Source organism: Sulfurovum sp. MH2-6 (genome assembly GCF_058374785.1).
This window is the reverse complement of the sequence record NZ_CM178170.1, coordinates 428,207-454,790: the sequence shown is the minus strand read 5'-3', so window position 1 is coordinate 454,790 and position 26,584 is coordinate 428,207. Positions and strand designations below refer to the sequence as shown.

The 26,584-nt window shown below is 41.2% G+C and carries 24 protein-coding genes and 1 tRNA gene; 11 read left to right on the top strand and 14 right to left on the bottom strand.

Annotated features, from left to right (window positions below):
- Window positions 1-2: 2 nt before the first annotated feature.
- The 4 genes from hisA (at window position 3) to AC4JOV_RS02185 (ending at window position 5,374) form a co-directional block, all read left to right on the top strand.
- Window positions 3-719, top strand: coding sequence for a 1-(5-phosphoribosyl)-5-[(5-phosphoribosylamino)methylideneamino]imidazole-4-carboxamide isomerase (hisA, locus tag AC4JOV_RS02200; RefSeq protein WP_229936755.1), 717 nt, complete (start codon window positions 3-5; stop codon window positions 717-719).
- Window positions 716-1,528, top strand: a complete 813-nt coding sequence (locus AC4JOV_RS02195; protein WP_229936756.1) for a 50S ribosomal protein L11 methyltransferase — start codon at window positions 716-718, stop codon at window positions 1,526-1,528. The genes hisA and AC4JOV_RS02195 overlap by 4 nt, the downstream gene beginning before the upstream one ends.
- Window positions 1,521-3,512, top strand: a complete 1,992-nt coding sequence (gene ftsH, locus AC4JOV_RS02190; protein WP_229936757.1) for an ATP-dependent zinc metalloprotease FtsH — start codon at window positions 1,521-1,523, stop codon at window positions 3,510-3,512. The genes AC4JOV_RS02195 and ftsH overlap by 8 nt, the downstream gene beginning before the upstream one ends.
- Window positions 3,513-3,820: 308 nt before the next feature.
- Window positions 3,821-5,374, top strand: a complete 1,554-nt coding sequence (locus tag AC4JOV_RS02185) for a 2-isopropylmalate synthase (RefSeq protein ID WP_229936758.1) — start codon at window positions 3,821-3,823, stop codon at window positions 5,372-5,374.
- Window positions 5,375-5,672: 298 nt separating this feature from the next.
- Here AC4JOV_RS02185 and serS read toward each other — a convergent pair whose 3' ends face one another.
- The 3 genes from serS to AC4JOV_RS02170 form a co-directional block, all read right to left on the bottom strand.
- Window positions 5,673-6,917: a serine--tRNA ligase gene (gene serS / locus AC4JOV_RS02180; protein ID WP_229936759.1), complete on the bottom strand. Its 1,245-nt coding sequence runs from the start codon at window positions 6,915-6,917 to the stop codon at window positions 5,673-5,675.
- Between the two features lie 120 nt (window positions 6,918-7,037).
- Entirely contained in the window at window positions 7,038-9,170 is a 2,133-nt protein-coding gene (locus AC4JOV_RS02175) for a hypothetical protein (protein ID WP_229936760.1), read from the bottom strand.
- Between the two features lie 34 nt (window positions 9,171-9,204).
- The gene (locus AC4JOV_RS02170; protein ID WP_229936761.1) at window positions 9,205-9,732 is read right to left on the bottom strand and encodes an outer membrane beta-barrel protein; all 528 of its coding nucleotides are present in this window, start codon (window positions 9,730-9,732) and stop codon (window positions 9,205-9,207) included.
- Between the two features lie 715 nt (window positions 9,733-10,447).
- Here AC4JOV_RS02170 and AC4JOV_RS02165 point away from each other — a divergent pair.
- The 5 genes from AC4JOV_RS02165 (at window position 10,448) to AC4JOV_RS02145 (ending at window position 13,885) form a co-directional block, all read left to right on the top strand.
- Window positions 10,448-10,960, top strand: coding sequence for a hypothetical protein (locus AC4JOV_RS02165; protein WP_229936762.1), 513 nt, complete (start codon window positions 10,448-10,450; stop codon window positions 10,958-10,960).
- Window positions 10,960-11,229: a hypothetical protein gene (locus AC4JOV_RS02160; protein ID WP_229936763.1), complete on the top strand. Its 270-nt coding sequence runs from the start codon at window positions 10,960-10,962 to the stop codon at window positions 11,227-11,229. The genes AC4JOV_RS02165 and AC4JOV_RS02160 overlap by 1 nt, the downstream gene beginning before the upstream one ends.
- A 141-nt stretch (window positions 11,230-11,370) precedes the next feature.
- Window positions 11,371-12,552 (top strand): replication endonuclease, encoded by a 1,182-nt coding sequence (locus AC4JOV_RS02155; protein WP_229936764.1) that lies wholly within the window; start codon window positions 11,371-11,373, stop codon window positions 12,550-12,552.
- Window positions 12,549-12,770 (top strand): hypothetical protein, encoded by a 222-nt coding sequence (locus AC4JOV_RS02150; RefSeq protein ID WP_229936765.1) that lies wholly within the window; start codon window positions 12,549-12,551, stop codon window positions 12,768-12,770. The genes AC4JOV_RS02155 and AC4JOV_RS02150 overlap by 4 nt, the downstream gene beginning before the upstream one ends.
- Before the next feature lie 38 nt (window positions 12,771-12,808).
- Entirely contained in the window at window positions 12,809-13,885 is a 1,077-nt protein-coding gene (locus tag AC4JOV_RS02145) for a tyrosine-type recombinase/integrase (protein ID WP_229936766.1), read from the top strand.
- 6 nt (window positions 13,886-13,891) lie between these two features.
- Here the strand turns inward: AC4JOV_RS02145 and AC4JOV_RS02140 are convergent.
- Window positions 13,892-13,968 (bottom strand) — tRNA-Met (locus AC4JOV_RS02140).
- Window positions 13,969-14,032: 64 nt separating this feature from the next.
- Window positions 14,033-14,287 carry a glutaredoxin family protein gene (locus AC4JOV_RS02135; RefSeq protein ID WP_229936767.1) on the bottom strand — a complete coding sequence of 85 codons (255 nt, stop codon included), beginning with the start codon at window positions 14,285-14,287 and terminating at the stop codon, window positions 14,033-14,035.
- A gap of 159 nt (window positions 14,288-14,446) precedes the next feature.
- On the opposite strand from AC4JOV_RS02135, the gene groES reads away from it, so the two are divergent.
- A complete protein-coding gene (gene groES / locus AC4JOV_RS02130; protein WP_229936768.1) occupies window positions 14,447-14,707 on the top strand; it encodes a co-chaperone GroES in 261 nt (86 codons plus the stop codon).
- A gap of 49 nt (window positions 14,708-14,756) precedes the next feature.
- The gene (gene groL / locus AC4JOV_RS02125) at window positions 14,757-16,397 is read left to right on the top strand and encodes a chaperonin GroEL (protein WP_229936769.1); all 1,641 of its coding nucleotides are present in this window, start codon (window positions 14,757-14,759) and stop codon (window positions 16,395-16,397) included.
- A gap of 172 nt (window positions 16,398-16,569) precedes the next feature.
- Here the strand turns inward: groL and AC4JOV_RS02120 are convergent, their stop codons facing one another.
- From AC4JOV_RS02120 to thrB, 9 genes are all read right to left on the bottom strand, one after another.
- On the bottom strand, window positions 16,570-18,375 hold the full coding sequence (locus AC4JOV_RS02120) for a bifunctional diguanylate cyclase/phosphodiesterase (RefSeq protein ID WP_229936770.1): 1,806 nt from the start codon (window positions 18,373-18,375) through the stop codon (window positions 16,570-16,572).
- A 133-nt stretch (window positions 18,376-18,508) separates the two neighbouring features.
- Window positions 18,509-19,771 (bottom strand): exodeoxyribonuclease VII large subunit, encoded by a 1,263-nt coding sequence (gene xseA / locus AC4JOV_RS02115; protein WP_229936771.1) that lies wholly within the window; start codon window positions 19,769-19,771, stop codon window positions 18,509-18,511.
- A gap of 18 nt (window positions 19,772-19,789) precedes the next feature.
- Window positions 19,790-20,527 carry a bifunctional demethylmenaquinone methyltransferase/2-methoxy-6-polyprenyl-1,4-benzoquinol methylase UbiE gene (ubiE, locus tag AC4JOV_RS02110; RefSeq protein ID WP_229936772.1) on the bottom strand — a complete coding sequence of 246 codons (738 nt, stop codon included), beginning with the start codon at window positions 20,525-20,527 and terminating at the stop codon, window positions 19,790-19,792.
- Window positions 20,517-21,521 (bottom strand): bifunctional diaminohydroxyphosphoribosylaminopyrimidine deaminase/5-amino-6-(5-phosphoribosylamino)uracil reductase RibD, encoded by a 1,005-nt coding sequence (gene ribD, locus AC4JOV_RS02105; protein WP_491522172.1) that lies wholly within the window; start codon window positions 21,519-21,521, stop codon window positions 20,517-20,519. The genes ubiE and ribD overlap by 11 nt, the downstream gene beginning before the upstream one ends.
- Before the next feature lie 457 nt (window positions 21,522-21,978).
- Window positions 21,979-22,410: a ribosome maturation factor RimP gene (gene rimP, locus AC4JOV_RS02100; protein ID WP_229936774.1), complete on the bottom strand. Its 432-nt coding sequence runs from the start codon at window positions 22,408-22,410 to the stop codon at window positions 21,979-21,981.
- Window positions 22,403-22,771: a 30S ribosome-binding factor RbfA gene (rbfA, locus tag AC4JOV_RS02095; RefSeq protein ID WP_229936775.1), complete on the bottom strand. Its 369-nt coding sequence runs from the start codon at window positions 22,769-22,771 to the stop codon at window positions 22,403-22,405. The genes rimP and rbfA overlap by 8 nt, the downstream gene beginning before the upstream one ends.
- Window positions 22,771-25,425, bottom strand: coding sequence for a translation initiation factor IF-2 (infB, locus tag AC4JOV_RS02090; protein WP_229936776.1), 2,655 nt, complete (start codon window positions 25,423-25,425; stop codon window positions 22,771-22,773). Before infB ends, rbfA begins: the two co-directional genes overlap by 1 nt.
- Window positions 25,418-25,660, bottom strand: coding sequence for a DUF448 domain-containing protein (locus AC4JOV_RS02085; RefSeq protein ID WP_318532949.1), 243 nt, complete (start codon window positions 25,658-25,660; stop codon window positions 25,418-25,420). The genes infB and AC4JOV_RS02085 overlap by 8 nt, the downstream gene beginning before the upstream one ends.
- A gap of 33 nt (window positions 25,661-25,693) precedes the next feature.
- A complete protein-coding gene (gene thrB / locus AC4JOV_RS02080; protein WP_229936778.1) occupies window positions 25,694-26,575 on the bottom strand; it encodes a homoserine kinase in 882 nt (293 codons plus the stop codon).
- Window positions 26,576-26,584: the final 9 nt, after the last annotated feature.

The window sequence follows — 26,584 nt, the reverse complement described above, 5'->3', positions numbered from 1 at the left end:
GAATGACAATACTCCCGGCAATTGACCTCAAAGACGGTAAAGCAGTAAGACTCAGCAAAGGGCTGATGGATTCAGCAAAGATCTATTCAGATGAACCGTGGCAGGTTGCAAAAAGATTTGAAGAGTTAGGCAGCCAGTGGGTACACCTTGTAGATCTAAACGGTGCATTTGCAGGAAAACCTGAGAACTTGGAACAGATCAAAAAGATACGTGAAAACTGTAACCTTAAGCTTGAGCTTGGCGGAGGTATCCGTGATGAAGAGACGATCAAGATGTACCTGGAACTTGGCATTGACAGACTTATCCTTGGTTCAATTGCGGTAAAAAACCCGGCTTTTGTCAAAGAGATGGCAGCAAAATACCCTATCGTCGTAGGTATCGATGCGATCGACGGTATGGTCGCTGTTGAAGGATGGGGAGAAGTCAGCGATATGAAAGCGACTGACCTTGCACGTGAATTTGCCAATGCCGGAGTAGAAGCGATCATCTGTACAGATGTCGGTAGAGACGGAATGATGACGGGAGTGAATATCGATTTCACTCTCTCTATCAAAGAGGCATCAGGCGTAGAGACCATCGCAAGCGGCGGACTTAAAGATATGCGTGATATCAATGCCCTTATCGAAGCAGGAATTGACGGTACTATCGTAGGAAAAGCTTTCTATGAAGGTACCCTTGACCTGGAAGAAGCATTTAATGCTGTTAAGGACGTTAAATGAAAAAAACCTATCATGAATTAACGATCACACTTGATGATGATTATGTAGAGTTGATCGCAGATGTTATTGCCAACCTGATTGATGACGCGGTAGAGTTGGGAACGGGAAATATCATTGTACGTTCTGAGAATGATTTAACTTCGGTTAAAGATGCTTTGGCAGCATTCGAAGGCATTGAGATGACCTTTAGCCTGGAAGAAAAAGAGAATAAAGACTGGATCAAAGCCTATCAGGATTCGGTTCAGCCGATCGAAGCCGGAAAGTTCTACATCTTTCCTAGCTGGTATGAGCCCAAAGAGGAGTTGATCAATATCAAGATCGATCCGGCGCTTGCTTTTGGTTCAGGGCACCATGCAACGACATTCTCTTGTCTTCAAGCCATCTCAACCTATGTGAAAGCTGAAGATAGCGTAGTTGATGTAGGATGTGGTTCAGGGATATTGGGTCTAGCAGCAAAAAAACTTGGTGCTACAGTAGCGCTATGTGATACAGATCCTGTTTCTGTCAAAAGTACACAAGAGAACTTCTCGTTAAATGACGAAACTTATGATAAACTTTGGGAAGGTTCGATCAATAAAGCCGAAGGTACGTATGATGTAGTGATCGCCAATATCATCGCTGATGTACTCAAATTTATCGCTAAAGATCTGAAAAAAGCTACCAAAGAGAATGGATATTTAATACTTTCAGGTATTTTGGATAAAAAAGAAAAAAATCTTCTTGGTTCATACCAGGAGCTTACTTTAATAGAAAGAATAGAAAAAGATGAATGGGTCACCCTCGTCTATAAGAAGGAAATAAATGGCTAATCCAAACCAAAATCAGAACAATAATGATAACAACAATAATTTTTTTAATAAAAACCCGTTGCTTGCATTTGCGATATTCTCTATCGTTGTGATCATGATCTTCAAGGTCATGGTAGGTGATGGGAGCAGTGACGGCCTTGGAAATATGCTTGGAGGGCAACAAGTCACACAAAATAAACGTGTCACCTACTCTGATATCAAAAAACAGATCAAAGAGGGTCATGTTGAGAGTGTCAAAATCGCCTCAAGTACGATTGAAGCAATCGCAATCAATCCCAACGGAACAAAAACCCGATACAGTGCGAGCAATGTCCCTGCGTTGGATAGAGAGCTGATCCCTCTTCTTGAAGAGAAAGGGATCAAGTATGAGGGGGTCATAGGCAATGGTTTCTTTGCAGAGATGTTCAGTATGCTCCTGCCTATCATTATCTTCTTTGCCATCTGGATCTTCCTGGCACGCAAAATGTCCAAAGGCATGGGCGGAGGCATCTTGGGCGCAGGTAAAGCGGACAAGCTTATCAGCTCAGAAAAACCAAATACAAAATTCGATGATGTACAAGGGGTTGAAGAGGCGAAGGATGAAGTGAAAGAGATCGTCGACTTTCTTAAGTACCCTGAACGCTATATGGAGCTTGGTGCGAAGATCCCTAAAGGACTCCTTCTTGTGGGACCTCCGGGGACAGGTAAAACACTCCTTGCCAAAGCTGTAGCAGGTGAAGCTGAAGTACCGTTCTTCTCTGTCAGCGGGTCTGCTTTTATCGAAATGTTTGTCGGTGTAGGTGCAAGCCGGGTCCGTGACCTCTTCGCACAAGCAAAAAAAGAAGCACCCTCTATCATCTTTATCGATGAGATCGATGCCATCGGTAAATCACGTGCAAGCGGTGGACAAATGGGTGGGAATGACGAACGTGAACAGACACTGAACCAACTCCTAGCAGAGATGGACGGCTTTGGTACAGATACGCCTGTCATCGTACTCGCTGCCACGAACAGACCCGAAACACTGGATGCAGCACTTCTACGTGCCGGACGTTTTGACAGACAGGTACTGGTAGACAAACCTGACTACGAGGGGCGTCTTGCGATCCTGAAAGTACACTCTCAAGATGTAAAACTTTCCACTAAAGTAGATATGGAAGCCATCGCTAAGCAGACAGCGGGACTCGCCGGTGCCGATCTTGCAAACATCATCAATGAAGCAGCCTTGCTTGCAGGACGTAACAATAAAAAGCAGATCGATCAGTCTGACCTGCTTGAAGCCATCGAGAGAACTTTTGTCGGTTTAGAGAAGAAAAACCGTAAAGTCTCGGATATGGAGAAGAGAATCGTTGCCTACCACGAGAGCGGCCATGCACTGATGGCTGAGCTGACAAAGGGAGCGACACGTGTCACCAAAGTATCCATCATCCCTAGGGGACTGGGGGCATTGGGGTATACCCTTCACCTTCCTGATGAAGAAGACAGATTCCTTAAGCAGAAGCATGAGCTGCTTGCGGAGATCGATGTACTCCTTGGCGGACGTGCAGCAGAAGAGGTCTTTTTGGGTGAGATCAGTACAGGTGCAGGAAATGACCTTGACCGTGCCACTGCGATCATCAAGGATATGATCACGGTATACGGTATGAGTGATGTGGCAGGACTTATGGTACTCAAAAGAAGTGAACATAGTTTCCTCGGCGGTGCAGGTGCCATCACTGAGTATAGTGAGAAGATGTCTGAAGAGATCGATACACATATCAAAGCGACACTTGAAGAGCATTATGCGTATGTTAAACAGACCCTTCGTGACTATAAAGGTGCGATCGAAAAAATGACGTCTGAGCTCCTTGACGTAGAGGTAATCGAAGGTACAACGGTACAGAAGATCATTGATACGTATGAAAAAGAGCACAACATGCCTAGCCGTCTTGTACATAAACCAAAAGTTAAAGAGGAACCTCAAGATAACGCTGAAGACCAAAACAATGAGGCTACGGAAAAGTAAAGGATAAAACTATCCTTGACTTTTCCTTTTAAACTGATTATAATTTGCAAAAAAAGGAGTGTATTATGAAAAACATCATACAACAAAAAAAAATTTTCAAACAAGATAGTACTCTCCTGCTGCTCTCACTCTAATATTTTCCACAAACACATTACATTTTTGCGTTTCTAATTAACCGTAAATTCGGTAAAATTAGATAATTTTTTACACCCATACTTTTTTCTGTATGATAAAACCTTCTCACCGCAGGTGTAGCTTTAGTGAGAGGAATTGAAGTGTAGCTTTGCTGCACTACAAGGAGACCTATAATGGAAATTATCAAAATATTTGATACCACATTAAGAGACGGGGAACAGAGCCCCGGTGCATCGATGAATACGGAAGAGAAGATCCAGATTGCAGCGCAGTTGGAGCGTTTGGGTGTCGATATCATTGAAGCGGGGTTTGCAGCGGCAAGTCCGGGAGATTTTGATGCGGTCAGTAAAATTGCTCAGCGTGTACAAAACTCAACCATCTGTTCTTTGGCACGTGCGATCGATGCAGATATCAAAGCAGCAGGTGAGGCGATCGCAGCCGCAAAGATGAAGCGTATCCATACCTTTATTGCTACCAGTCCTATTCATATGCAGTACAAGCTTAAGATGACACCGGATGAAGTGATCAGACGTGCGGTAAGAGCCGTTGAGTATGCAAGAGAATTTGTAGATGATGTAGAGTTCAGCTGTGAGGATGCAGGACGTTCAGAGATCGGTTTTATGAAAGAGATCACAGATGCTGTAATCGAAGCCGGTGCAACGACCATCAACTTACCGGATACGGTTGGATTCAGACTCCCTAGCGAGATCGGTGCCATGGTCAAAGAGATGAGCGAATACACCAAAGGTCGTGCCATTATCTCCGTACATAACCACAATGACTTGGGGTTGGGTGTAGCCAACTCTTTGGAGGCGATTACAAACGGTGCCGGACAGGTTGAGTGTACGATCAATGGTTTGGGTGAGAGAGCAGGAAATGCCGCGCTTGAAGAGATCGTCATGGCGATCAAAACACGTCAGGATATCTTCAAGGGATTTGACACCAATATCAACACGAAAGAGATCTATCCTACAAGCCGTTTGATCGCAAACATTACCAGTATCGAACCTCAGCCGAACAAAGCGATTGTCGGTAAAAATGCCTTTGCACATGAGAGCGGTATCCACCAGGATGGTGTCTTGAAACACAAAGAGACCTATGAGATCATCCGTCCGGAAGATATCGGCTTAGATATGGAGGACACCTTGGTATTGGGAAAACACTCTGGACGTGCTGCATTTAAAGACAAGTTGGCAAAACTTGGATTTACTTTGAGCGATGATGAACTTAACAGTGCATTTGAACGTTTTAAAGAATTGGCTGACAAGAAAAAAGATATCTATGATGATGATATCCGCGCTTTGGTCACCTCGGAGATGGCCAATATCGAAAAAGCCTATGAATTGGTTGCCATGCAGCTTATGGACTCTACAGGCGGTGTTCCAAGTGCAGCGGTCACGATCAGACATAACGATGAAGATATCACCGATGCCGGGATCGGTGACGGGACTATTGATGCGGTATTTAAAACGATTGACCGAATTACCGGTTACCAGGGACAACTTATTGATTATAAGGTGAAATCTGTCTCGCAAGGGAAAGACGCCTTGGCCAACGTTACGGTAAAAGTGACATTCAATGAAAATGAACCGGCGATCATCGGACACGGTTTGAGTTTAGATACGATGCTTGCCAGTGCAAAAGCTTACATCGGTGCACTGAACAGCTATTTGAGTATGGAAGGGAAATTGAAACTACGTCAGATGGATAGTACAGAGACAATCTAACACGTCATTCCGGACCCTGATCCGGAATCCCCGCCTATCTGATAAAATCATTCCTCACTTGAACCACAGAGAGATTCTAAATGTCCGAAAGAAATACCCTTGGGGTGCAAGTTCAGAATGATGCATTTTCAAAATAAAAGCATTTCAAAGTTATTCATACTATGGCTTCGGGATGAAAGATTGTAGAGGGAAAAGGATATGTCAGGTTCGGGTGGGCTTAAAAAGCCCACCCTACTAAGGTTCTTTCAGATTCTCAGAGAGTAAAAAGTAAAAACTCCTACTAACTCATTAAGAATTATTACATATACCTCTGTAGTACAGCAGGTATAGTGATGCTTCCGTCTTCATTCTGGTAGTTCTCCATAATTGCGATCAATGTACGACCTACCGCCAGAGATGAACCGTTCAGCGTATGTACGAATCTATTTTTCTTACCGTCTTTGAAACGGATCTTTGCTCGTCTTGCCTGGAAGTCTCTTGTATTTGAGATTGATGAGATCTCACGGTATTTGTTTTGTCCGGGGAGCCATACTTCGAGGTCTATCGTCTTGGCTGCACTGAATCCTAAGTCTCCACCGCAAAGTTCTACGACTCTATGAGGCAGGCCAAGTGCGGTAAGCATATCTGAGGCGTTTTGTACCATCATTTCAAAAACCTCATCACTCTTGTCAGGATGCGCGATTGCTACCATCTCCACTTTGTCAAACTGGTGCTGACGGATCATACCACGTGTATCACGCCCTGCACTACCCGCTTCTTTTCTGAAACAAGGTGTATACCCGGTCATCAGTACCGGCAACTCTTTCTCAGCAAGGATCTCATCATGGTACATATTGGTCAACGGTACCTCTGCAGTCGGGATCAGATAAAGCTCTTCATCCTCTATCTTGAAGAGGTCATCTTCAAACTTTGGTAACTGTCCTGTCCCTTGAAGCATCGCAGCATTGTTCATAAACGGCACACAGAGCTCTTCAAACCCTTTACCCTTGTTCGTATCCAAAAAGAAGTTGATCAGCGCTCTTTCCAGCCTTGCAGCCTCACCACGGAGTACAGAAAAACGGCTTTTGGCAAGTTTCACCCCACGCTCAAAATCGATCCATCCGTTCTTCTCTCCCAAATCCCAGTGCTCTTTAGGTTCAAAGTCAAAGCTCTTAGGCTCCAACACTTTACGCAGCTCTACATTATCCTCTTCATCTTTACCTTCTGGAACACTCTCATCAGGGAAGTTAGGAATCGCCAATGCTACTGCATAAAGTGCCTCTTCTGCATCCCTAGCATTCTCTTGCAGCTTATTCATCAACTCTTTATTCGCATCGAGTTTCGTTTTAAGTTCTGAGATATCCTTCCCCTCTTTTTTATACTGTGGGAAAAGCTTAGACATGCTGTTCTGTTCTGCTCTTGCATTTTCAAAGGCTGCGTTTGCCTCTTTTAGCTGGACAAAAAGTGATTGAAGGTTTTCCAGTGTTGCACCCTCTACACCTTTTTTTTGAAGCTTGGCACTTGCCTCTTCAAAATTATTTTGGAGATATTTAAGATCAATCATGTTTGTACCTGGTATGTGAATTCTGTAGCGTATTATAGGATAAGTATTAAGAGAAAATGGTTAAAGAAGCGTTTCTTGCATGTACGGAACAAGAATGAGCCATTATGGCTCATTCTTCACTTAGAAATCTAATAGTACATCAACAGTTTTAGTTGGACTGCCGTTTACAATTTCAAAACTAATATTTAAATCACTTCCAGGATTTGCTTCTGGTCCCATATATGTAAAGACTATATGCCCATTGACATCAGTTTGATCTGTATATTTATCTAATGATCCATAATTAGGATCAAAGAAAATTGCTCTCACTTCAATTCCTTCAAGTGGCGTATTAGTCACGCTATTTTCCACCCAAATATCAATATCTTCTGTTGCCTCTGGAACAGTAGCATTGGCATCAATAGAAGGAAGCGTAACGTACAGGTTCATATTGGTAGTATCAATCGTTTGTCCTCCAATAAAGTTTACAGTTGTACTTACACTTAGGTCAGGTTGACCATGTAGCACTTTAAATGTAATAATCAGGCTACCGCTTGGTAGTGTCTCCGGTGCAGTATAGTTGAAGGTAACATGTCCGTTTGTATCTGTTGTTCCGATATAGGTATTCAAGGTTCCATTTGCTGGATCAAAGAACTCAGCTGCTATCTCTGTACCCTCTAATGGAATATGTGTACTATTTTCCTCTAGATAAAGGTCAATTGCACGACTCTGACCAACTTCCGTAATGTTAAACTCATCTGGTACTACCCATAACTGCATATCTGTCGTATCAACTGTTGTACCTGATGATGTTCCAAAATATACTGTCATGTTTGTATCTAGTGTTGGAGTCCCGTCAAGTACTTCAAATGTGATATTAAAATCTGAAAGTCCACCAAGATTTAATGGTGCTGTATAGTTAAATACTGCTTGTCCATTACTGTTTGTCGTTGCAAAATAGCTATTCAGTGTCCCACTATTTGGATCAAACCATAAAGCTTTAATCGTCTGATTCGGAACAGGAGACTGCGTAACCATATTGGATAGGTAAACTGCGAGTGTTCTACTCTCTCCTGCTTCTAAGATATTCATACTACCCGGTACTGCTACCAGTTCATAGCCTGTTGTATTGACATCAATTCCCACAGTCGTACTTCCATTAAAGTCCACCGTCACATCTTTAGTCAATGCAGGTGTTCCGGCTTTGACTTCAAAGGTGATAACCAATGAGATTGCAGGAAGCGTATTTGGTGCCGTATAGACAAATGGTGCATGACCATTGCTGTCTGTAGCCACCTCATACGTATTCAGTGTACCGTTTGTTTGGTCGAATACCTGTGCCTTAATTAGTACATCTGAAACAGGAACAAGGTTAACCATATCATTCAGATAGAGATCGATGTTCGCTGTTTCCCCCTCTTGAGTAACTTCCACAATATCAGGTACTGCCACCAGTTCATAGCCTGTTGTATTGACATCTTTTCCCACAGGAGTACTTCCCGTGAAGTTCACCGTCACATCTTTGGTCAATGCAGGTGTACCGTCTTTAATTTCATAGGTGATAACCAAAGAACTTGCTGGTAGTATATTTGGTGCCGTATAGACAAATGGTGCATGACCATTGCTGTCTGTAGTCACTTCATATGTATTTAGAGTACCGTTTGTCTGGTCAAATACCTGTGCCTTGATCACTACACCTGATACCGGCGAAAATACACTCGTATCATTCAGATAAAGATCAATATTCGCCGTTTCTCCTCCAGCTGTAACATCTAGGACATCTGGTACAGCCACCAATTGATAATTAGTTGTATTGAGTTCATCCCCAATGATTACCGTACTTCCATTAAAATTAATGGTTACATTCTTATCCACTACTGGTACACTGTTCTCTAATTCAAATGTAATAACTAATGATTGATTCGGTAATTCCGTATCAGGAGCGGAATATATAAATCCTACATACCCATTTGCATCTGTTGTTAAAGTATATGTGTTGAGCGTACCAAAATTTTGATCAAAAACTTTTGCTCTAATCACTTCACCTTCAACAGGTGCTAGTGCATCATTATCATTAAGATATAGTTTCAATGTTCTTGTCTCACCTAAAGCAGCAATATCTATAACATCAGGTACTGCCACCAAACTGTAATTAGTAGTAGTAATAATAACGCTTCCATTACTATCTGACGTGCCATCTGGCTTACTGTTACTTCCACATCCTGTCAATACAACACTTAGTAGAAATGTAAATATCATTAAAAGATTCTTCATCATCAACACCTTCCCTTGGTTTATTTACTAAATTCTAGAAAAAATAATTAAGTCCTACAACTACACTCTCTACATGGTCTGTATGGGCAGCATCTGTAAAGGAGTATCGATACATCACATCAACATCGAAATGTTCTGTCACCCCAAAGATAAAGCCGGCTTGGCCTCCATAAAGAAACCCGTTCTCATCAATCGATTCAGATTCATAATTCATATATCCAACATTTACACCGATAAAAGGACGGAAAGAGAATGTTTCATATTCGTTATTAAAAAGATAGTAATCAAACTGTACGAGCCCTTTTTCGTAGTTTTGATCATCATCCGAGCTGTCAAAATAATCAAAAACCAACATAGTTCTCCACTGATCATTCTGTGCACCCAGACGGAAACCGAACTCCACATCGTCCCCGTCATGGTCGTTTATTAGTAAAGTATCAGCCTGGATCTTCGCTGCTCCTGCTTCCAAACCTATGAATTTTTTTCCCACAGAAACCTCTGCTGCATTTACTGTACTACCAAGTACCATACAAGATAAAGCAATTGCGACCTTTTTAACCATCATTAACTCCTTGAAAATGTAAATTATGCATTAGTAACTAACGCCTTGCTTACAAGGATATCATATTTTTTAAGATTATTTTATAATTTTTTTAAAATTGATACTATAAAATCAATTATTAATAATATATTATTGTGAACAATTAATAAATTTGAATCAAATTGGGTAAATGGCTATTTTTTAGACAGTGCTGTCCAAAGAGCATTGATATAAAATACTACAGCCCTATCCCAAGCTGTATACTGCTATAGACTAATAACTGTTAGAAGTTGATGGGCTTCTCTCTGACAATTCCACTGTCAGTTTTACAAATATTTTATTTTCTGTTCTGACAAGTGGTATATCAGTTTAGTAAGTCTGACACTATAACTTGACTTTAAATATGTGGTAGTTAGGTAAATATTTTATTAGATGTATTCCGTATATTCTAAAATTAAGAGCATTAAAACAATCAATTTCGGTAGATATATGATAATGTTAAGTTTGAAAGTTTGATTTAATGTAAGTGGTGTCAAGAGAGGGATTCTCTAAGACACTCCCCCATAATATACCCTACCCGCCCTTTTCGGGCATTAATCAATAAAGTGTCAGTTGATATCGTGTGTTTTTTACTGACAAAAACACTAACAGTTTAACAAAATCGTTTAATTTATTTAATAAACGTATAAGTTAAACGATAATATACTTTTTAATCTCATATTAGAAAGGAGTAAAAATGAGAAAAGAATTATTAGATAATTTAAACAATAGGTCTGATAGTAATAAAACTACTATCGGTTTTAAAATTGATCCTTATACGAAAGCACTATTTGAAAAAGTATGTGCGCATGATGGTCATAAAATTTCATCTATATTAAATGAAATGGTTTTATTTTATATTAAAGAGTTTTTTGAATCTGAATATTCAGATATTTGGAACATGATTTCAGAAATCGAAAATTATTATGTTGATTATAAGACTAAATATCTTGGCTTAACTAATGATGAGTACAAAAGTTTTGAAGAAAAATTTCGTCAATTAAAAGCTGACTATATTGAACAACTTCATAAAGTAATGTCTGTAACAGAGGTAGTAGAAACCGTATTAAATGATGATGGAGAATTTGATTTGAAACGAATTCCTAAATCTAATGATTTATATTCAGAGACAATAGACCCAATTCACTGGCTATATCAAATTGATAATTTATTTCTAATATTAGAATTTGCAAAAAAGGAGAATAAATAATGATAGTACTAATCGAAGGAAAAATGTTTGGAGGATATCAAAAGCCAGACTTTACTAACAAAGAGACTGGCGAGACAACCAAAGGTAAATATATTGTTCAATTAATGACAGAACAAAAGCTACAAAATGATGAGATCAAAAATGAACTTATGGACGTAAGTATTCCCGCTGAACTTGTATCAAAGTATAAAGGCAAAGAGGGTCAAACTATACAGATCAAGTGTAACTACATGGCAAAAGAAAAAGTAACGTTTTACGGTGTCCTATAGATCGGATTAGGCAAACTTGCGAAGCAAGGTAAACTAACCGAAGACAAACGATAGTGCGTCAGGGATAACAAGTAAGAAAGACTTGGAGAGGATTGTTTGGCGACATCTCCCCAAGCCCGATATTACCATAGGAGGTAACAGATGAATTATAGCCAAAAAACTACAAAACATAAAAGCTTACTGGATGCTAGAGGACGAGGACTTACAAGCCCGCAGGACGAAGCACTAAGTGAGGCTTTTTGTAGTGTGGATACAAGGAGGAGCGCTTCAGCGACGACGCATAGACACACTACCTTGACTACTTATAAAGAGGTTGTGTACAACATCGGAGAATATCTAAAAGAACATGATAAATATGATGAACAAGATTTTCAGAAAAAAGAGTTTAAACATAGGCTCTGGAAAAATCTAGAAGATAACAAGCTTGTTTATTATGGTCTCACAAAATCTCAACTTACCCATATAGAAACAAAGCTAAGAATCCAAAGAAGTTTTTTAGAGATCAGTGTACTCTATGACAAGGTTACTGGTAATACGATACCGTTAAAAGATCTTATCATATCTGCTAATCACTCACCACATAGATATTATGGCGAGATACAAAATAGAGTTAATACTCTGATCGGTTATGCTACACAAAAAGAGTTAGTACCTCTTTTTATGACACTCACTCTACCAAGTGAATATCACCCTTTCAAATTGATCAACAAAGAACTGGTAAAAAATCCTAAGTTTAACGGTACTTCACCACGTGAAGCGGTAAAGGTACTTACCAAACGCTTTGCAAAACTTAGAAATGATCGTGTATTTAGAGAAATGCCAAAAGATCAGCGTATTTACTTTAGAGTAAATGAACCACATCAAAGCGGTACACCACATACACATATACTGTTTTATGTCCCTCAGTGGTCAATAGAGCGGGTAATGGAAGCATTTAAAAGGCTCTTTCCACAAAAAGGCAACGATATCCAGTATGATCTAAGAAACGCTGGTGCATACGTGATGAAGTATGTAAACAAAACTCTTCCAAACTCACAAGGAAAGAGTCGTACAAAAAAAGCAAAATATCTTAATGCCTGGTACGCTCACAATCGTATCACCCGCTTCAGTTCTTCCAGGACACTTGCCCCACTCTATCTTTACAGACTGCTTTATAAGCAATACACACTTAAAGCACTTACGAGAATGAGAAATGACAAGCGTTTAAGAGTTTATGCAAGTGTTGATAAGCCTGACGTGATCTTGGAGATATTTGACGGTGACGAGCTTGTTTATATGAAGAATGAGAACTATACAATCGAGAAACATCGGGGTGTAGCATGAAAGATACACCACAATATCTAAAAACCAATGATATGGCTAAAATGATCGGATATTCAAAAGATTATCTATTGAAGCATAAGGGAGTATTCTTTTTTGAGGGTACACACTACTTCACAAAACAAAAGAGAACGAACTGGAAAGTATCAAGTATGATCGCTTGGATAGAAAACAAAAATCTATCTGATAAAGCTAAAGAAATATTGGATTTGGTATCATAAGATGCACACGATTGATACTGACCGAAAGGTAAGTAAAGATGATAAGTGTTTTTAAAAGAGCTAACGGTATCCTTTATGTTCAATATACTCTCAACAGTAAGACAATCCAAAAGAGTACAAGGCTAAAAGATACCAAAGCTAATAGGCTCTTGATTAAAAAAGAGGTGATCCCAGCATTAGAACGTAAGATTATCTTGGGAGATATCAACGGGCTAACTGCAAAAGATTTAAGTCATTATGCCAAAATCTACTTGAAAGATAAAGAGCATTTAAAGACGTATGCACAATCTGTAAATATTGTAAAGGTACTTACAGAGCGTTTTGGTGCATACAAAATAGATAATATTACCCGTGGTATGGTCAAAGATTTTGTAAGAGATCGTCTTGAGATCAATACCCCTAAACGGGTCTATCACTATTTAACGCCATTGCGTGGGATATTTGACATTGCTATTGATGAAGAGGTCATAAAGTATAACCCTTGCTTGAACATCAAGTTACCTAAGCATACGAAAAAGAGTGTTGAACCTTTTTCTAGTGAGCAGGTGGCAAAGTTGCTAAGCAATACTAATGACTGGATGCGTCTGTTTTTGGCGATCAGCTTTTATACTGGCATGCGTACCGGTGAAGTTTTGGCTTTGATGCACTCAGATATAGATATGAAACGTCGGGTGATACAAGTTAAAAGAAGTATTAACAAAGGTACGATCACTACACCTAAAACAGAAAGTAGTATTAGGGATGTACCGATCTTAGACGATCTTGTTCCATACTTGCCAAAGCATCATAAGTCATTATGGGTATTGCCACAAGATGGAGATAAGCCGTACGGTACTTTTACTGGAAGTAAGCAGTTACAATGGAAGAAGCTGTTAACAGCGTGTGAGATACCTTACAGAAAGGTTTATGCGACACGGCATACATTCATTGTGTCGATGCTTAAAAACAGTGATCTAAGCATTTTGGAGATCGCACAGATGGTTGGGCATACTTCAACACAAATGATCATACAAAATTATGGAAAATTTATTAAAGGAGAACATTTAAAAGTAGATCGTGGAATAAAATTATTTACTGACAAAAACACTGACAATAACTTAGAATGCTTGGTATAACGTGAGTGGTGTCAAGAGAGGGACTTGAACCCTCGACCTCCGGCTTATGAGACCAGCGCTCTAACCAGCTGAGCTACCTTGACATCTTGGTTGGAGGTCGAAATTATAGCTATGGTTTCCTTAAGAAAACTTAAAAAATTTTAAAAATTAAATATTTAACAATTTTTCTACTTTTTCATAGTCGAATCCGCAAACCCATTGTGTGCCTATCAGATAGACCGGAACACCGCGACATCCATGTTTTTGGCAATCTTTTGCTGCTTTTTGATCTTTAGTAATATCTACAGTTTTAAACTTTATGCCATTATCCCTCAAATGTTTCTTTGCCGTTGTGCACCATTTACATGTCGGTGTCGTAAAAAGCACAACCTTCTTTTGCTTTTTAGAGTTGGGCTGCATCATTTACTCCTTTATATAATATATAAACCAGAATATACCTGCTAGAGACTTAAATTACCATAACGGTATCAAAAACTTTTAGTCATATCGACTAAACTTATTGACAATAAAAGAATATTAATGTAAAATCGCACAAAATCAAAACTATATAAAGGAGCAATAATGAACTTTAAACCACTTGGTGACAGACTATTAGTTGAGCGTGTTGAAGAGGTTTCTACGACTGCATCAGGGATCATTATTCCTGATAATGCAAAAGACAAGCCTTCTCAAGGTACGGTTATCGCCATCGGAAGTGATGTTGAAGAGATTAATGTAGGGGACACCATTGTCTTTGGTAAATATTCAGGTACAGAAATTACTATCGATAGTAAAGTATATCTTATTATGGAACAGTCAGATGCACTAGGCATCTTATCGTAATTCTAGCTAGATCAACAAAATTAAATTTCTTATATAAAGGATAATAACAATGGCAAAAGAGATATTTTTTTCAGATAAAGCAAGAAGCGGTCTCTATGAGGGTGTATGCAAACTTGCAGATGCAGTAAAAGTAACCATGGGGCCAAGAGGTCGTAATGTATTGATCCAAAAGAGTTATGGGGCACCGCATATCACTAAAGACGGTGTATCCGTAGCAAGAGAGATCGAACTCAGTGACAACCTCCAGAATATGGGTGCACAACTGGTAAAAGAGGTGGCGAGCAATACAGCGGATGAAGCGGGTGACGGTACAACCACTGCTACAGTATTGGCGCACTCTATCTTCAAAGAAGGACTACGCAACATCACTGCCGGAGCTAACCCGATCGAAGTAAAAAGAGGGATGGATAAAGCCAGTGCAGCGATCATCGAAGAACTTAAAAAGATCTCAAAAGAGGTAAAAGATAAAAAAGAGATCGCTCAAGTTGCAACCATCTCTGCCAACTCTGACCAAAGTATCGGTGATTTGATCGCCGAAGCGATGGATAGAGTAGGAAAAGACGGTGTCATTACAGTAGAAGAGGCTAAAGGGATCGAAGATGAACTGGAAGTAGTAGAAGGTATGCAGTTTGACAGAGGATACCTCTCTCCATACTTTGTCACTGACTCTGAAAAAATGACATGTGAAATGGAAAACCCGGTTATCCTGCTCACAGATATGAAGATCACTTCACTTAAAGACCTTGTACCTGTATTGGAGCAGGTACAACAGACGGGCAGACCGCTTCTTATCATTGCTGACGACCTTGAAGGTGAAGCGCTCGCAACTTTGGTACTCAACAGACTCAAAGGGGTACTGAACATCGCTGCAGTCAAAGCACCTGGATTTGGTGATAGAAAAAAAGCGATGCTGCAAGATATTGCGATCTTGACTGGTGCTACGGTTATCACGGAAGAACTTGGACTTTCACTGGAAAAAGCAACACTTCAGGACCTCGGTCAGTGTGGCAGAATTGTCATCGACAAAGATGATACTGTCATTGTAGATGGGAAAGGTGCCGCAGAAGCGGTACAAGCCAGAACAAACGAAATCAAGATTCAGCTTGAGTCTACTACAAGTGAATATGATAAAGAAAAACTTCAGGAGAGATTGGCAAAACTTTCCGGTGGGGTAGCGGTCATCAAAGTAGGTGCGGCAACAGAGACTGAAATGAAAGAGAAGAAAGACAGAGTTGATGATGCACTCTCTGCAACCAAAGCAGCCGTAGACGAAGGTATCGTTATCGGTGGTGGTGCTGCACTTATCAAGGCTGCTAAAGCAGTAAACCTTAATCTTGAGGGAGATGAAGAGGTGGGTGCACAGATCATCTTAAGAGCAGTATTTGCACCGATCAAACAAATCGCAAGTAATGCCGGCTTTGATGCAGGTGTTGTAGCTGACAAAATTGCCAATGCCGAAAATGCCAATATAGGATTTAACGCTGCCACAGGTGAATATGTTGATATGATCGAAGCGGGGATTATCGATCCGCTTAAAGTAGAGCGTGTTGCACTTCAAAATGCAACCTCGGTTGCAAGTCTTCTACTGACGACGGAAGCAACTGTCTCAGATGTCAAAGAAGAACCTACAGCAATGCCTGATATGCCGCAAGTACCAGGAATGGGAGGCGGAATGCCGGGTATGATGTAATCCTTTACATCTCATGCATCCTTGCAGCTTCTTGCAAGGATGATTCTTCTCTCACTTGCACTTACATCCCCATTCAAATATTTTTACAAAACTGTTTTAATACTATCCAAGCTATGATACCGCAAGGCTTTTTTAAGAAAATTTATTGGTTTGCGTAGTGGTTATCTATTGCCTATCTCAAAAGCTTTTGAAACTCAAAGGACGGCAACGGTTTTGAAAAGTAATACCCCTGCAGATAATCACAACCATACGAAGCCATAAGATCTACTACCTGCTGGTTTTCAACACCTTCGACTACCACTTTCATCCCCAAGTTATGGGCCAATTCGATAATACCCTGTACAATTCGTTGGTCTTCTTTTTTGACAAGGATATGCTCCATAAAGGACCTGTCGATCTTCAAAACATCTGCCGGAAACTTTTTAAGATAGGAAAAAGAGGTATACCCTGTACCAAAATCATCCAGAGAGACACCGACACCCAATTTATGAAGTTTGTGAAACTCATTGAGTGTACTTTTCTCAGTTTCCATCGCTTTCCCTTCGGTCACTTCAAAAGTAATTAACTCGGGATCTATCTTGGTCTCTGTCAGCTTTTTCTCAACTTGGTTAAAGAAGTTTCCGGTTTCAAGCTCTATCATTGAAACATTGATCGATACTGATATCCGTTTGAACTTGAACATCTCCCAACGTTTTTGTTGTTTCACTACCTCATTTAAAATATATTTTCCTACTTCAATGATAAACCCTGTTTTTTCCATGATCGGTATAAATGCATCAGGCGGGATCAAACCATGTACGGGGTGTATCCATCGTATCAATGCCTCGGCTGAAATAATTTCTTGCCTGTGCGCATCCATAATCGGCTGATAATAAAGCTCGAACTCATTGTTTTCAAGTGCTTGATGCATCTCATTATAGAGAGTCAACTCATCAAAAACAAATCTTGCCTGTTCCGGCATAAATACATGGACCTGTCCATGTCCCTGCGATTGGGCTTCATTCAATGCTTTATAGGCATTGTCAAGTAAATTTCGTGTATTACCGCTGTCTGGATAGATACTGATACCTACCGATGTGGTTAGATGCATTCTTACATCTTGTATTTTATAAAACTTTTTGAGTTCTCCCTGAATTTCTTTGACATAGTTTAATGCGATCTGCGGATCAGATATATCACTCATCACAAGCAAAAAACTATTTGGGAACATATGATAGACTTTAAATCCATGTCTCTGTGATACCAACGTAAGATAGCTGGCTAGCTTGATCATGATCTTTGTAGATTGTTCATAACCCAATAGTGATCTAAGTTTCAGGAAGTTGTCTATCTCCAATAACACAAACACGATCTTCCCATCTATCAAATGTGTTTTGGCAAACAGGGGATTCAGATCTTCAAACGCTTGATTTTGATTCGGTAGTTTTGTTACATGATGACGATATGCCAATGTTTTCTGTGACTCTTCATAACGCAGATCCTGTATAGAGACAATATACTTCCATTCATTGTTTTCTTGTATATTCTGAATGATATGTATAGAGACGGGTAGTGTATCATTATCATTCATAGTGAGTTGTGTCCTATCCAACTCATAGGAGCTATTTGCTGATTGTGTCAATTTACTTTTGATCAGTTCGTCTAACGTCAACCATCTTTTTTTCACTTTTATCTTAAGCGACTGATAGAGTTTACTGGAGTTATCATTAGGTTTTAATCCCAATAATTTGATCATCAATACGTTTCTGTAAAGTACATGATAGGTTGAAGAGAGAACCAACACTGCATCATCTGAAGTATCAAATACTTTTTCAAGTAACTCTGTTGAGTCATCTCTTGAAGTAGATAGTCTCTTTTTTAAACGTTTGTTTGAAAGATACCATAGAACAATCAGTAGAAGAGAGATAGAGATCAGATATAAGGAGTCAAAATTCATCAAGTTTTCAGTGATAATTGTCTGTAACGCTTCTATATTCAAAACCTTGCCTTTTTAGATACATACCTGAGTATACATCACTGATGCATCTTCCCGCTTTTATACTATAAACTATAAAAATCCGAGACTTAATACTATCAATTTTCTACTTAAACTCTATGCCATCCATGTGAGTTCAGCTGTCCCGTTTAATTTGATTCAGACAAAGCGCTTCAACTCTCGATGTCTCATCTTCAAGGATAAACTTTTGATCTTTTTTCAACCTATCCAAAGAGAGGGATACTCCCTGATAGGAAACCTGCGCCCACCCTTTTTTATACTGTTTTTTAGGATCTACCATCTCAAACCTTTTCGCCATATATCCTAAAAGTTCATTTTTATTTTTCAGAATGAACTCCAGTGTTTGAGAAAAACTTTTTTCTATTTCCGGAAGTAAAGCGTGCTCTTTCTCAAATTTACGGTTTACGGCCCGTTGAAATTCACTGTTTAACTGTTCAAATACGCTATTGGTCTCATCCAGTTTTCTCAGAGGAGACGACCGCAGTATCAGCTCACTGTGGTGTGAGAGGGCTTTCTCTTTTTGTATCATCTTCTCTTGCCATACATACCTCAAGCGCTCTTGCAATTCACCTAATGCATAGAGTGTCTCCTGAACATCGGGGAGTATCATCTCCATCGCAGCACTGGGGGTCGGTGCACGCATATCCGCTACAAAATCTGATATCATCACATCCACCTCATGTCCCACTGCACTGACTACAGGCGTATGCATCCTATAGATGGCATCGGCGACTATCTCCTCATTGAACGCCCAGAGGTCTTCCGTACTTCCACCCCCACGTCCCACTACAACCACATCGGCTTCCAGGCTATCCGCATACCTAAGTGCTCTTGCAATCTGAGGCGCTGCATTCTCACCTTGTACCAGCGTATCTACGATCACCACTTCAAGTAAAGGCCAGCGTTTCTGAATGATCTTTAACATATCATGCAACGCAGCACTCTCTTTAGCTGTTACCAGTGCAATTTTTTGAATGATTTTCGGGAGATTTCTTTTAGCTGCAACATCAAAGTAGCCTTTGGCTTTAAGCTTCTCTTTGAGCTGTTCATATGCCAGTGCCAGTGCCCCTTTCCCGTAAGGTTCGATCTTCACTGCATAGAATTGATACTCTCCGCGTGGGGTATAAACGCCGACCGATCCCTCTATCACAATATGCATCCCTTGCTCTAAACGGAACTTCATCCTGGCAGCATTTGACCGCCACATCACACACTTGATCGAGGAGTCACTGTCTTTGATGGAAAAATAGACATGACCGGAGGTATGATAGGTCACTGAAGCCACTTCTCCTTCTACGAGAATATGCATAAAAGTGGCCTCAAGAAGAGACTTTATCTTGGTATTGAGGGAGGAGACACTCATCATAGGCTGTGACATCCGGTCTCCTTTAGGTGATTAAACTTTTTGTGCTACGAGGAGTGTTGAGATACCCATGGAGAACGACTTCACATACTTCATCTCAAAGCCGGCCTCTTTTAGCTCATTTTCAAGCATTTCAGTCGTTAAAAACTCTTCGATAGAGTCAGGAAGGTATCTGTACGCCTCATAGTTTTTAGAAATGATTCCACCTACTCTAGGCAGTACTTTTTTCATTCCAAAATCTACAAACTTGTTGACTACACCACTTCTATCCTGCTTGGTAAACTCCAGGATCACAACCATACCTCCGGGCTTCAGGGCACGATAGAACTCCTGCAGAGCCTCGACTCTATCTACAACATTACGTATACCGTAAGAGATAGAGATGATATCTGTACTCTCATCCGCTATCGGCAGTTCCTGCGCTTTTCCTTCGATAAATGTCGCAAAATCCACTTTCTCTTTGGCAACTTTTAACATCCCGACAGAAGGATCGACTCCTACAAAGTCCTTGACTTCTATCCCTCTTTGTTTTGCAATATCTCTCCAGAAGATCAACAGATCACCCGTACCTGTAGCAACATCAGTAATCTGGGTCAATGTCTCCTTGCCCAGTATCTCATAGGCTTTATTGCAGCCTTTTTTTCTCCATTGCTTATCGATACCGAAACTCAGTACTCTATTTGCCAGATCGTATGTTGATGCGATATCATCAAACATACTTACAATCTTCTCTTGTTTCTCTTTTTTATCGGTCAGTTTTTCAATACCCAACTTGTCTACTCCATATCATCATATCCACATCGGCTCTCTGCGTGTGTAAAAAATCCAAATTCATCTCGATATTATAGGATAAAGCGTTTGTAGAGAGCTTAGGCGTCTGATAAATCAGTAGCCAATCTATCTTCTCTTTTAACGCGTTGAGCATCCCTTCTCCCCCTTCAACCAGAATAAATGAAGGGTGATCCAAAAAAGTCAGATCATCCGTGATCTCCACCTCTCTCTCTGTTACCTTGAAAAGCGGTATCTCTCTGTCAAAATCACGCTTGGAAGAGTAGATCTTTATATCAGGTGCTCTTCCCCCTGTAAAGCGGCAATCAAGGGTCGGTCTGTCTGTTCTCACTGTATTACCGCCTATCAAAAGCCTGTCGCACACTTCTCGCAAACGATGTACATGTCGCAAAGAGGCTTCTGAACTGAGATAACCTCCCCCGATACGCCCATTGGATGTTTGGGCCAGCTTGAAAAGAACAAATGCCCGCTTTTGCCATAGTTTAAACGGCTCAAGCAGTATTTCCGCCTCTTCTCTTAACACACCAAAAGTCACATTTTCAAGTAACTTCATACCACCATCATGTCCTTTGATAGGATCATGGGTAGCGACGACTACCTGTTCTAATTTCAGTTTAGAGAGTAAAGAGGCGCATGATGGTGTTTTACCATGATGGGAACAGGGTTCCAAAGTCACATAGATAGTGCATTTTCCAAAGTAGTTTTGAGGAAGCTTCAATAAAAAATCGTGTGATACGTGAGAGTCCATTGGATCAAAATCAACCTTTTGTCCACTTAATGTCTCATAAGCTGAAATGAGTGCCAGGACTTCCGCATGGGAAGTCCCTGCCTTTTGATGTGCTGCGATACTAAGCACTCTGCCATCCTGAACTACGACAGCACCTACCGCAGGATTGGGATAGGTAAGGCCTTGATACTTCCATGCTTCATTGAGTGCCAATTGCATATAGAAGTTATCCGACATTCTTGCCTCCATTTACATTTTATTGCAAAATCAACCCTTTGGCTACGCGGATCGCTTCGCTCCACATGCCTTCAGTGATACAGAAGTGCACATGCCTACACGGCTTACTGCGTTCGACACGCTCCGGTTCCAACCCTATTTCATGGTTTCGACCCTACAAATGACATGCACCTCTCACAGAGAGTGCAGGCACAAAGTCATTTGCTTAACGTGTTTGCCTTCACGGGTCGCTTTGCCTTCAGTGGTGCATTCTGCACAACACTTCCGGTTCCGAGCTTACAAAAGCCTTGTGCTTGCACTCTCTGTGAGAAAGCAGTTTGCTTTTGCTTCACAGCTCTCATGGTTTCGGCCCTACAAATGACACGCAGGTGTCGTTTGCTTAACGGGGTTGCCTTCGCGGGTCGCTTTGCTCCACCGCTCCGGTTTCGGCCCTACAAATGACACGCAGGTGTCATTTGCTTAACGGGCCTCACCATTCAAAGTAGGTTTTTACTGTTCCTAGGTCATCATAGCGATAGGTTTCATCACCATGTTTTGTCGTAACAGTGATACCTTCATCATCTGCGCTTTTCAGTTCACCTTTGAGCTTATCCCCACCCATAACCTTCACCTTCACCTTCTCACCGATGGCATTTTTGAAATGGCTTGGTTTTGTGAGTTTACGTTCGATCCCCGGTGAACTCACCTCCAAACGGTATTTACCGCTTACCGGTGCATGGACATCCAAAAAAGGAGAGAGTTCATTGGAGATATCAGCACACTGATCAAGCGTTATCCCGCCTGTTTTTGTGATAAGTACACGATAGATCGTCTCATCAAATTCAGTCACTGTCTCTATGCCATAGAGTGAAGCACCGTTCGCCTCAACGATCTTTGCGATCTGATCTTCTGTCTTACTCATCATCCTCACCTTTTTTCGTACTGATTTGTGCAAACAACTCTTCCATACGCTGCTGTTTTTCCAGTTGTTCATCAAACTCAAATGTAAGACGAGGTGCTTTAAACCATCCCTCGCTCTGTTTGCAATGGTTCTGGATATACCCTGCTACACTGCGTAACTGACGCAATGCTTCATTTTGTTCTTTCTCATTTAAAAAAGATTTATCCAGATAGACTTTAGCATCACTACGCCCTTTTGAGCAGACCACTTCAGTTACCAGCAGTGCATTGATACGCTCATCATCAAGTGTAGCCAAAGCTTCAGGAATCACCTCCTTCAGCACTGACTCTACACGATGTCGTTTGATCTCTTCTTGTGTCATTACAGTACTGCCTGTTCCTCAACATCTTTGAAAGTCTCGATCACATCACCCTCTTTAAGGTCGTTGTAATTTTCAAGCATGATACCACACTCATACCCACTCTTGACCTCTCTCGCATCTTCACTGAAACGCTTGAGTGATGAGATTGTACTCTCATACACAACGACACCGTCACGGATAAGTCTTGCTTTACTTCCTCTCGTGATCACACCGTCACTTACCTTACATCCGGCAATTGTACCGACTTTACCCACAACAAATGTCTCACGAACTTCAGCTTGACCTGTTACCTCTTCAGAGATAACAGGGCTCATCATACCGCCAAGCAGTGCTTTTACATCATCGATCAGGTCATAGATGATTGAATATGATTTGATCTCAACACCAAGCTCTTTGGATTTTTTCTTCACAGCACCGGTAGGACGTACGTTAAAGCCTAGGATCACGGCATGCTCAGAAGCATCGGCAAGTGTCACATCACTCTCTGTAACGCCACCGACACCTTCATGGATGATATTGACTTTAACCTCTTCATTTTTCAGCTTGTCAAGGCTTCCTTTGATCGCTTCAAGAGAACCTTGTACATCTGCTTTGATCACAACCGGCAATGACTTGAGTTTACCTTCTGCAATAAGATCAGAGAGGTCATCAAGTGATGCTTTTGTACTCTTAGAGAGTTGTTTCTCTCTATCATACTCTGCTCTCTTCTCTGCCAACTCACGTGCTTCTCTTTCACTCTCCATTACGATCAGTGTTTCACCTGCACCCGGTACTTCATTCAGACCAACGATTGCAGCCGGTGTGCTCGGTCCGATCTCTTTTACATTGGTGCCGTCATCAAGCTTGATCGCTTTGATACGTCCGTATGTTTTACCTGCGATCGCATTGTCACCAACTCTCAGTGTACCGTTTTTGATGATTACATTCGCAACCGGTCCGAATCCTTTTTCCAATGAACTCTCAACCACAACCGCTTTCGCTTCACGTGTCGGATCAGCTTCAAGCTCCATCACTTCAGCCTGAAGAAGGATCGTCTCAAGAAGGTCATCAATACCCATACCGCTATGTGCAGAAACAGGTACAAACTCATACTCTCCGCCCCAATCAGTTGCCATAACACCGATCTCGGCAAGTTGTGCTTTGACATTGTCAGGGTTTGCTGTCTCTTTATCCATCTTATTCACAGCAATGATCATTGGAACATCTGCTGCTTTGGTATGTGAAATCGCCTCTCTCGTTTGCGGCATCACCCCGTCATCTGCAGCAACTACGATAATAACGATATCTGTCGCTTGCGCACCACGTGAACGCATCTCTGTAAAGGCTTCGTGACCCGGGGTATCCACAAAAGTGATCTTTTTACCGTCTTTTTCTACCTGGTAAGCACCGACGTGCTGCGTGATACCACCCGCTTCCTTATCTGCCACTTTTGCTGAACGGATCTTGTCAAGCAGTGAAGTCTTACCATGGTCAACGTGTCCCATGATCGTAATCACCGGCGGTCTCTCTTCAAGATGCTCATCTTCTACGGCATCATACGCAGCTACATAATCCAGCTCATCAAGCGGGTTCATGGTAGTGACTTCTACACCGAACTCCTCAGCCAGGATTTCGATCTCATCTTTTGAAAGGAAGTCGTTTTTCGTCACCATCATCCCCAGTGCAAAAAGCACCTTCACAACATCACCAACTGATTTATTCACTTTTTCAGCAAACTCGTAAACCCTTACATTTTCAGGGATCTCAACAGAAGTCACTACCTCTGTATTTGTCTCTTTGACATATTTCTTACGTTTGCCTCCACGTTTTAGTGAACGCTGTTGCGGGCGGAATGCCTGTTTACCTTTACCGCCCATAACGCCCATTGCTTCACGTTTTTTTGCTTCTTCTTTACGCTTCTGCTCCTGACGCTGCATCTCTTCGTAAATATTCTTATCTGAGAAGTCCAAAAGTACCACTTCCTCTTCACCGAACCCGGAACTGATATCAGAACTGATATCACCGCTCATAATATCCAGTTTCTCTCCGCTGTCTCTTGCTTCAGCAATCTTTTTAGGTTTTTTCTTAGAGACAAAAGGCTCCATGTTTGCCTGGCCAAGTGAGATCTTTTTCGCTGCTTTTACCGGTGCAGGTTTCGCTTTACGAACGATCTTGATCCCGCCTCGGGAGAGAGACCTCTTCTTGGTCGTCTCTTCATCTGAAGCCTTTCTGATCTGAGCGGTAGGTTCCTCTTTGGGGGCAACTACCGAGATACCTTTTCGTTTTTTCACCTCTTTTTTAGGCGCCGGTTTTTCTTCTGCTACAGGTGTTTCAACTTCGCTCTCTTCAACAGGTGCACTCTCTTCTACAGGTGCAGCCTCTTCTTTTGCAACTTCTTCCTCTGGAGTCTCCGCGACTTTCTCTTCTGAAGGTTCAACAGCCTTAGGCTCTTCTTTTTTAACCACTTTTATTTTTGGTTTTTTCTCTCCAGGTTTGTCAAATCCTTTTGGCAGTGTACCACTGATAGCATAGTCCACAAGTATCCCTGCTTCATCCATACTGATCGCACTGTTGGCTGCTTTGACGGCAAAGCCTAACTCTTTTGCTTTTTCCAGCAGTTCGTTATTAGATAGTCCTGCTTCTAATGCTATCTCTTGGATTCTTACTTTATCCATTCTTGATTAACTCCTCTAAAAGCTTTACAAACCGTTCTTCATCTTGTTTAAAACGTTTGATTAAACCTTTGATTTTTTTTTGATTTTTACTGCATACATCACAAAGATAAAAGCTACGGCCACTGCCATCATAGGCAATGATATCTTTGTCGGCCATCTTCAGTCGCAACAGATTCCCCTGAGGCTGTCTATCCCGACAACTAATACACATACGTATGGGCTGTGATTTATTCATCCGCGTATTATACCCAATTAGAATTAAGCTGTACTAATCTTTTGTCGTGACACCGTAGTTGTCAAGATCAAGGATGAGAACTCTATAGTTCGGGAAACGGGATCGGAGAGACTGTGCAATTTTAGGTGCGTCTTTCTCATAGGCTAGAGAGAAGAATGTCGAACCGGACCCGGAAAGTGTACTCATCAATGCACCGTGCTTCAATGCAAGCTTCTGTACATCAAAGAGTTCGGGCATCATTTTCATACGTCTGGATTGATGCAGTTTGTCTTTAGATGCGATCCGTAACAGGTCCCATGATTCGGACATAAAGAGTGCCGTCATATAGGATGACCTTGAAAGTGAATAGACCGCCTCCTCTTTTTTATACATTTTCGGCAGTACTGTTCTGGATTTTGCAGTAGAGATCGTACGGTTAGGTACAACGACCACTGCTTTAAGATAATCAGGCAGCCTTCTTTTCTTGCTGTAGACACGTCCGTTCTCTACACAGGCCACATTGAATCCGCCCATGACAGCAGGGGTGATATTGTCAGGGTGGTTCTCATAGCGCAGTGCCTGGTTAAGTATCTCTCTTTTGGTATACTTGACACCTGCTGCAGTATACGCTGCACTGAGACTTGCCACGATCACCGCGGAAGAACTTCCCAAACCTCTGGAGATAGGAATTCTGTTATGGAATTCAAAACGGAAATTATCACTTCGTTTGGTCAATCTTTTATAGTTTTCATTAAAAATATTCAAAAAGAGGGTATTTTTCTTGATTTTTGGGTTGTCCGCCCCCTCCCCATGGGTGGAGATGGATAAAAACTTGGATGGTTTGATGATAATCTCATTTCTCAAATCAACTGCCAGTCCCAGGGTATCAAAACCCGGTCCTAAATTTGCCGAAGTGGCTGGTACGCTTACAAACATGGTTTATTC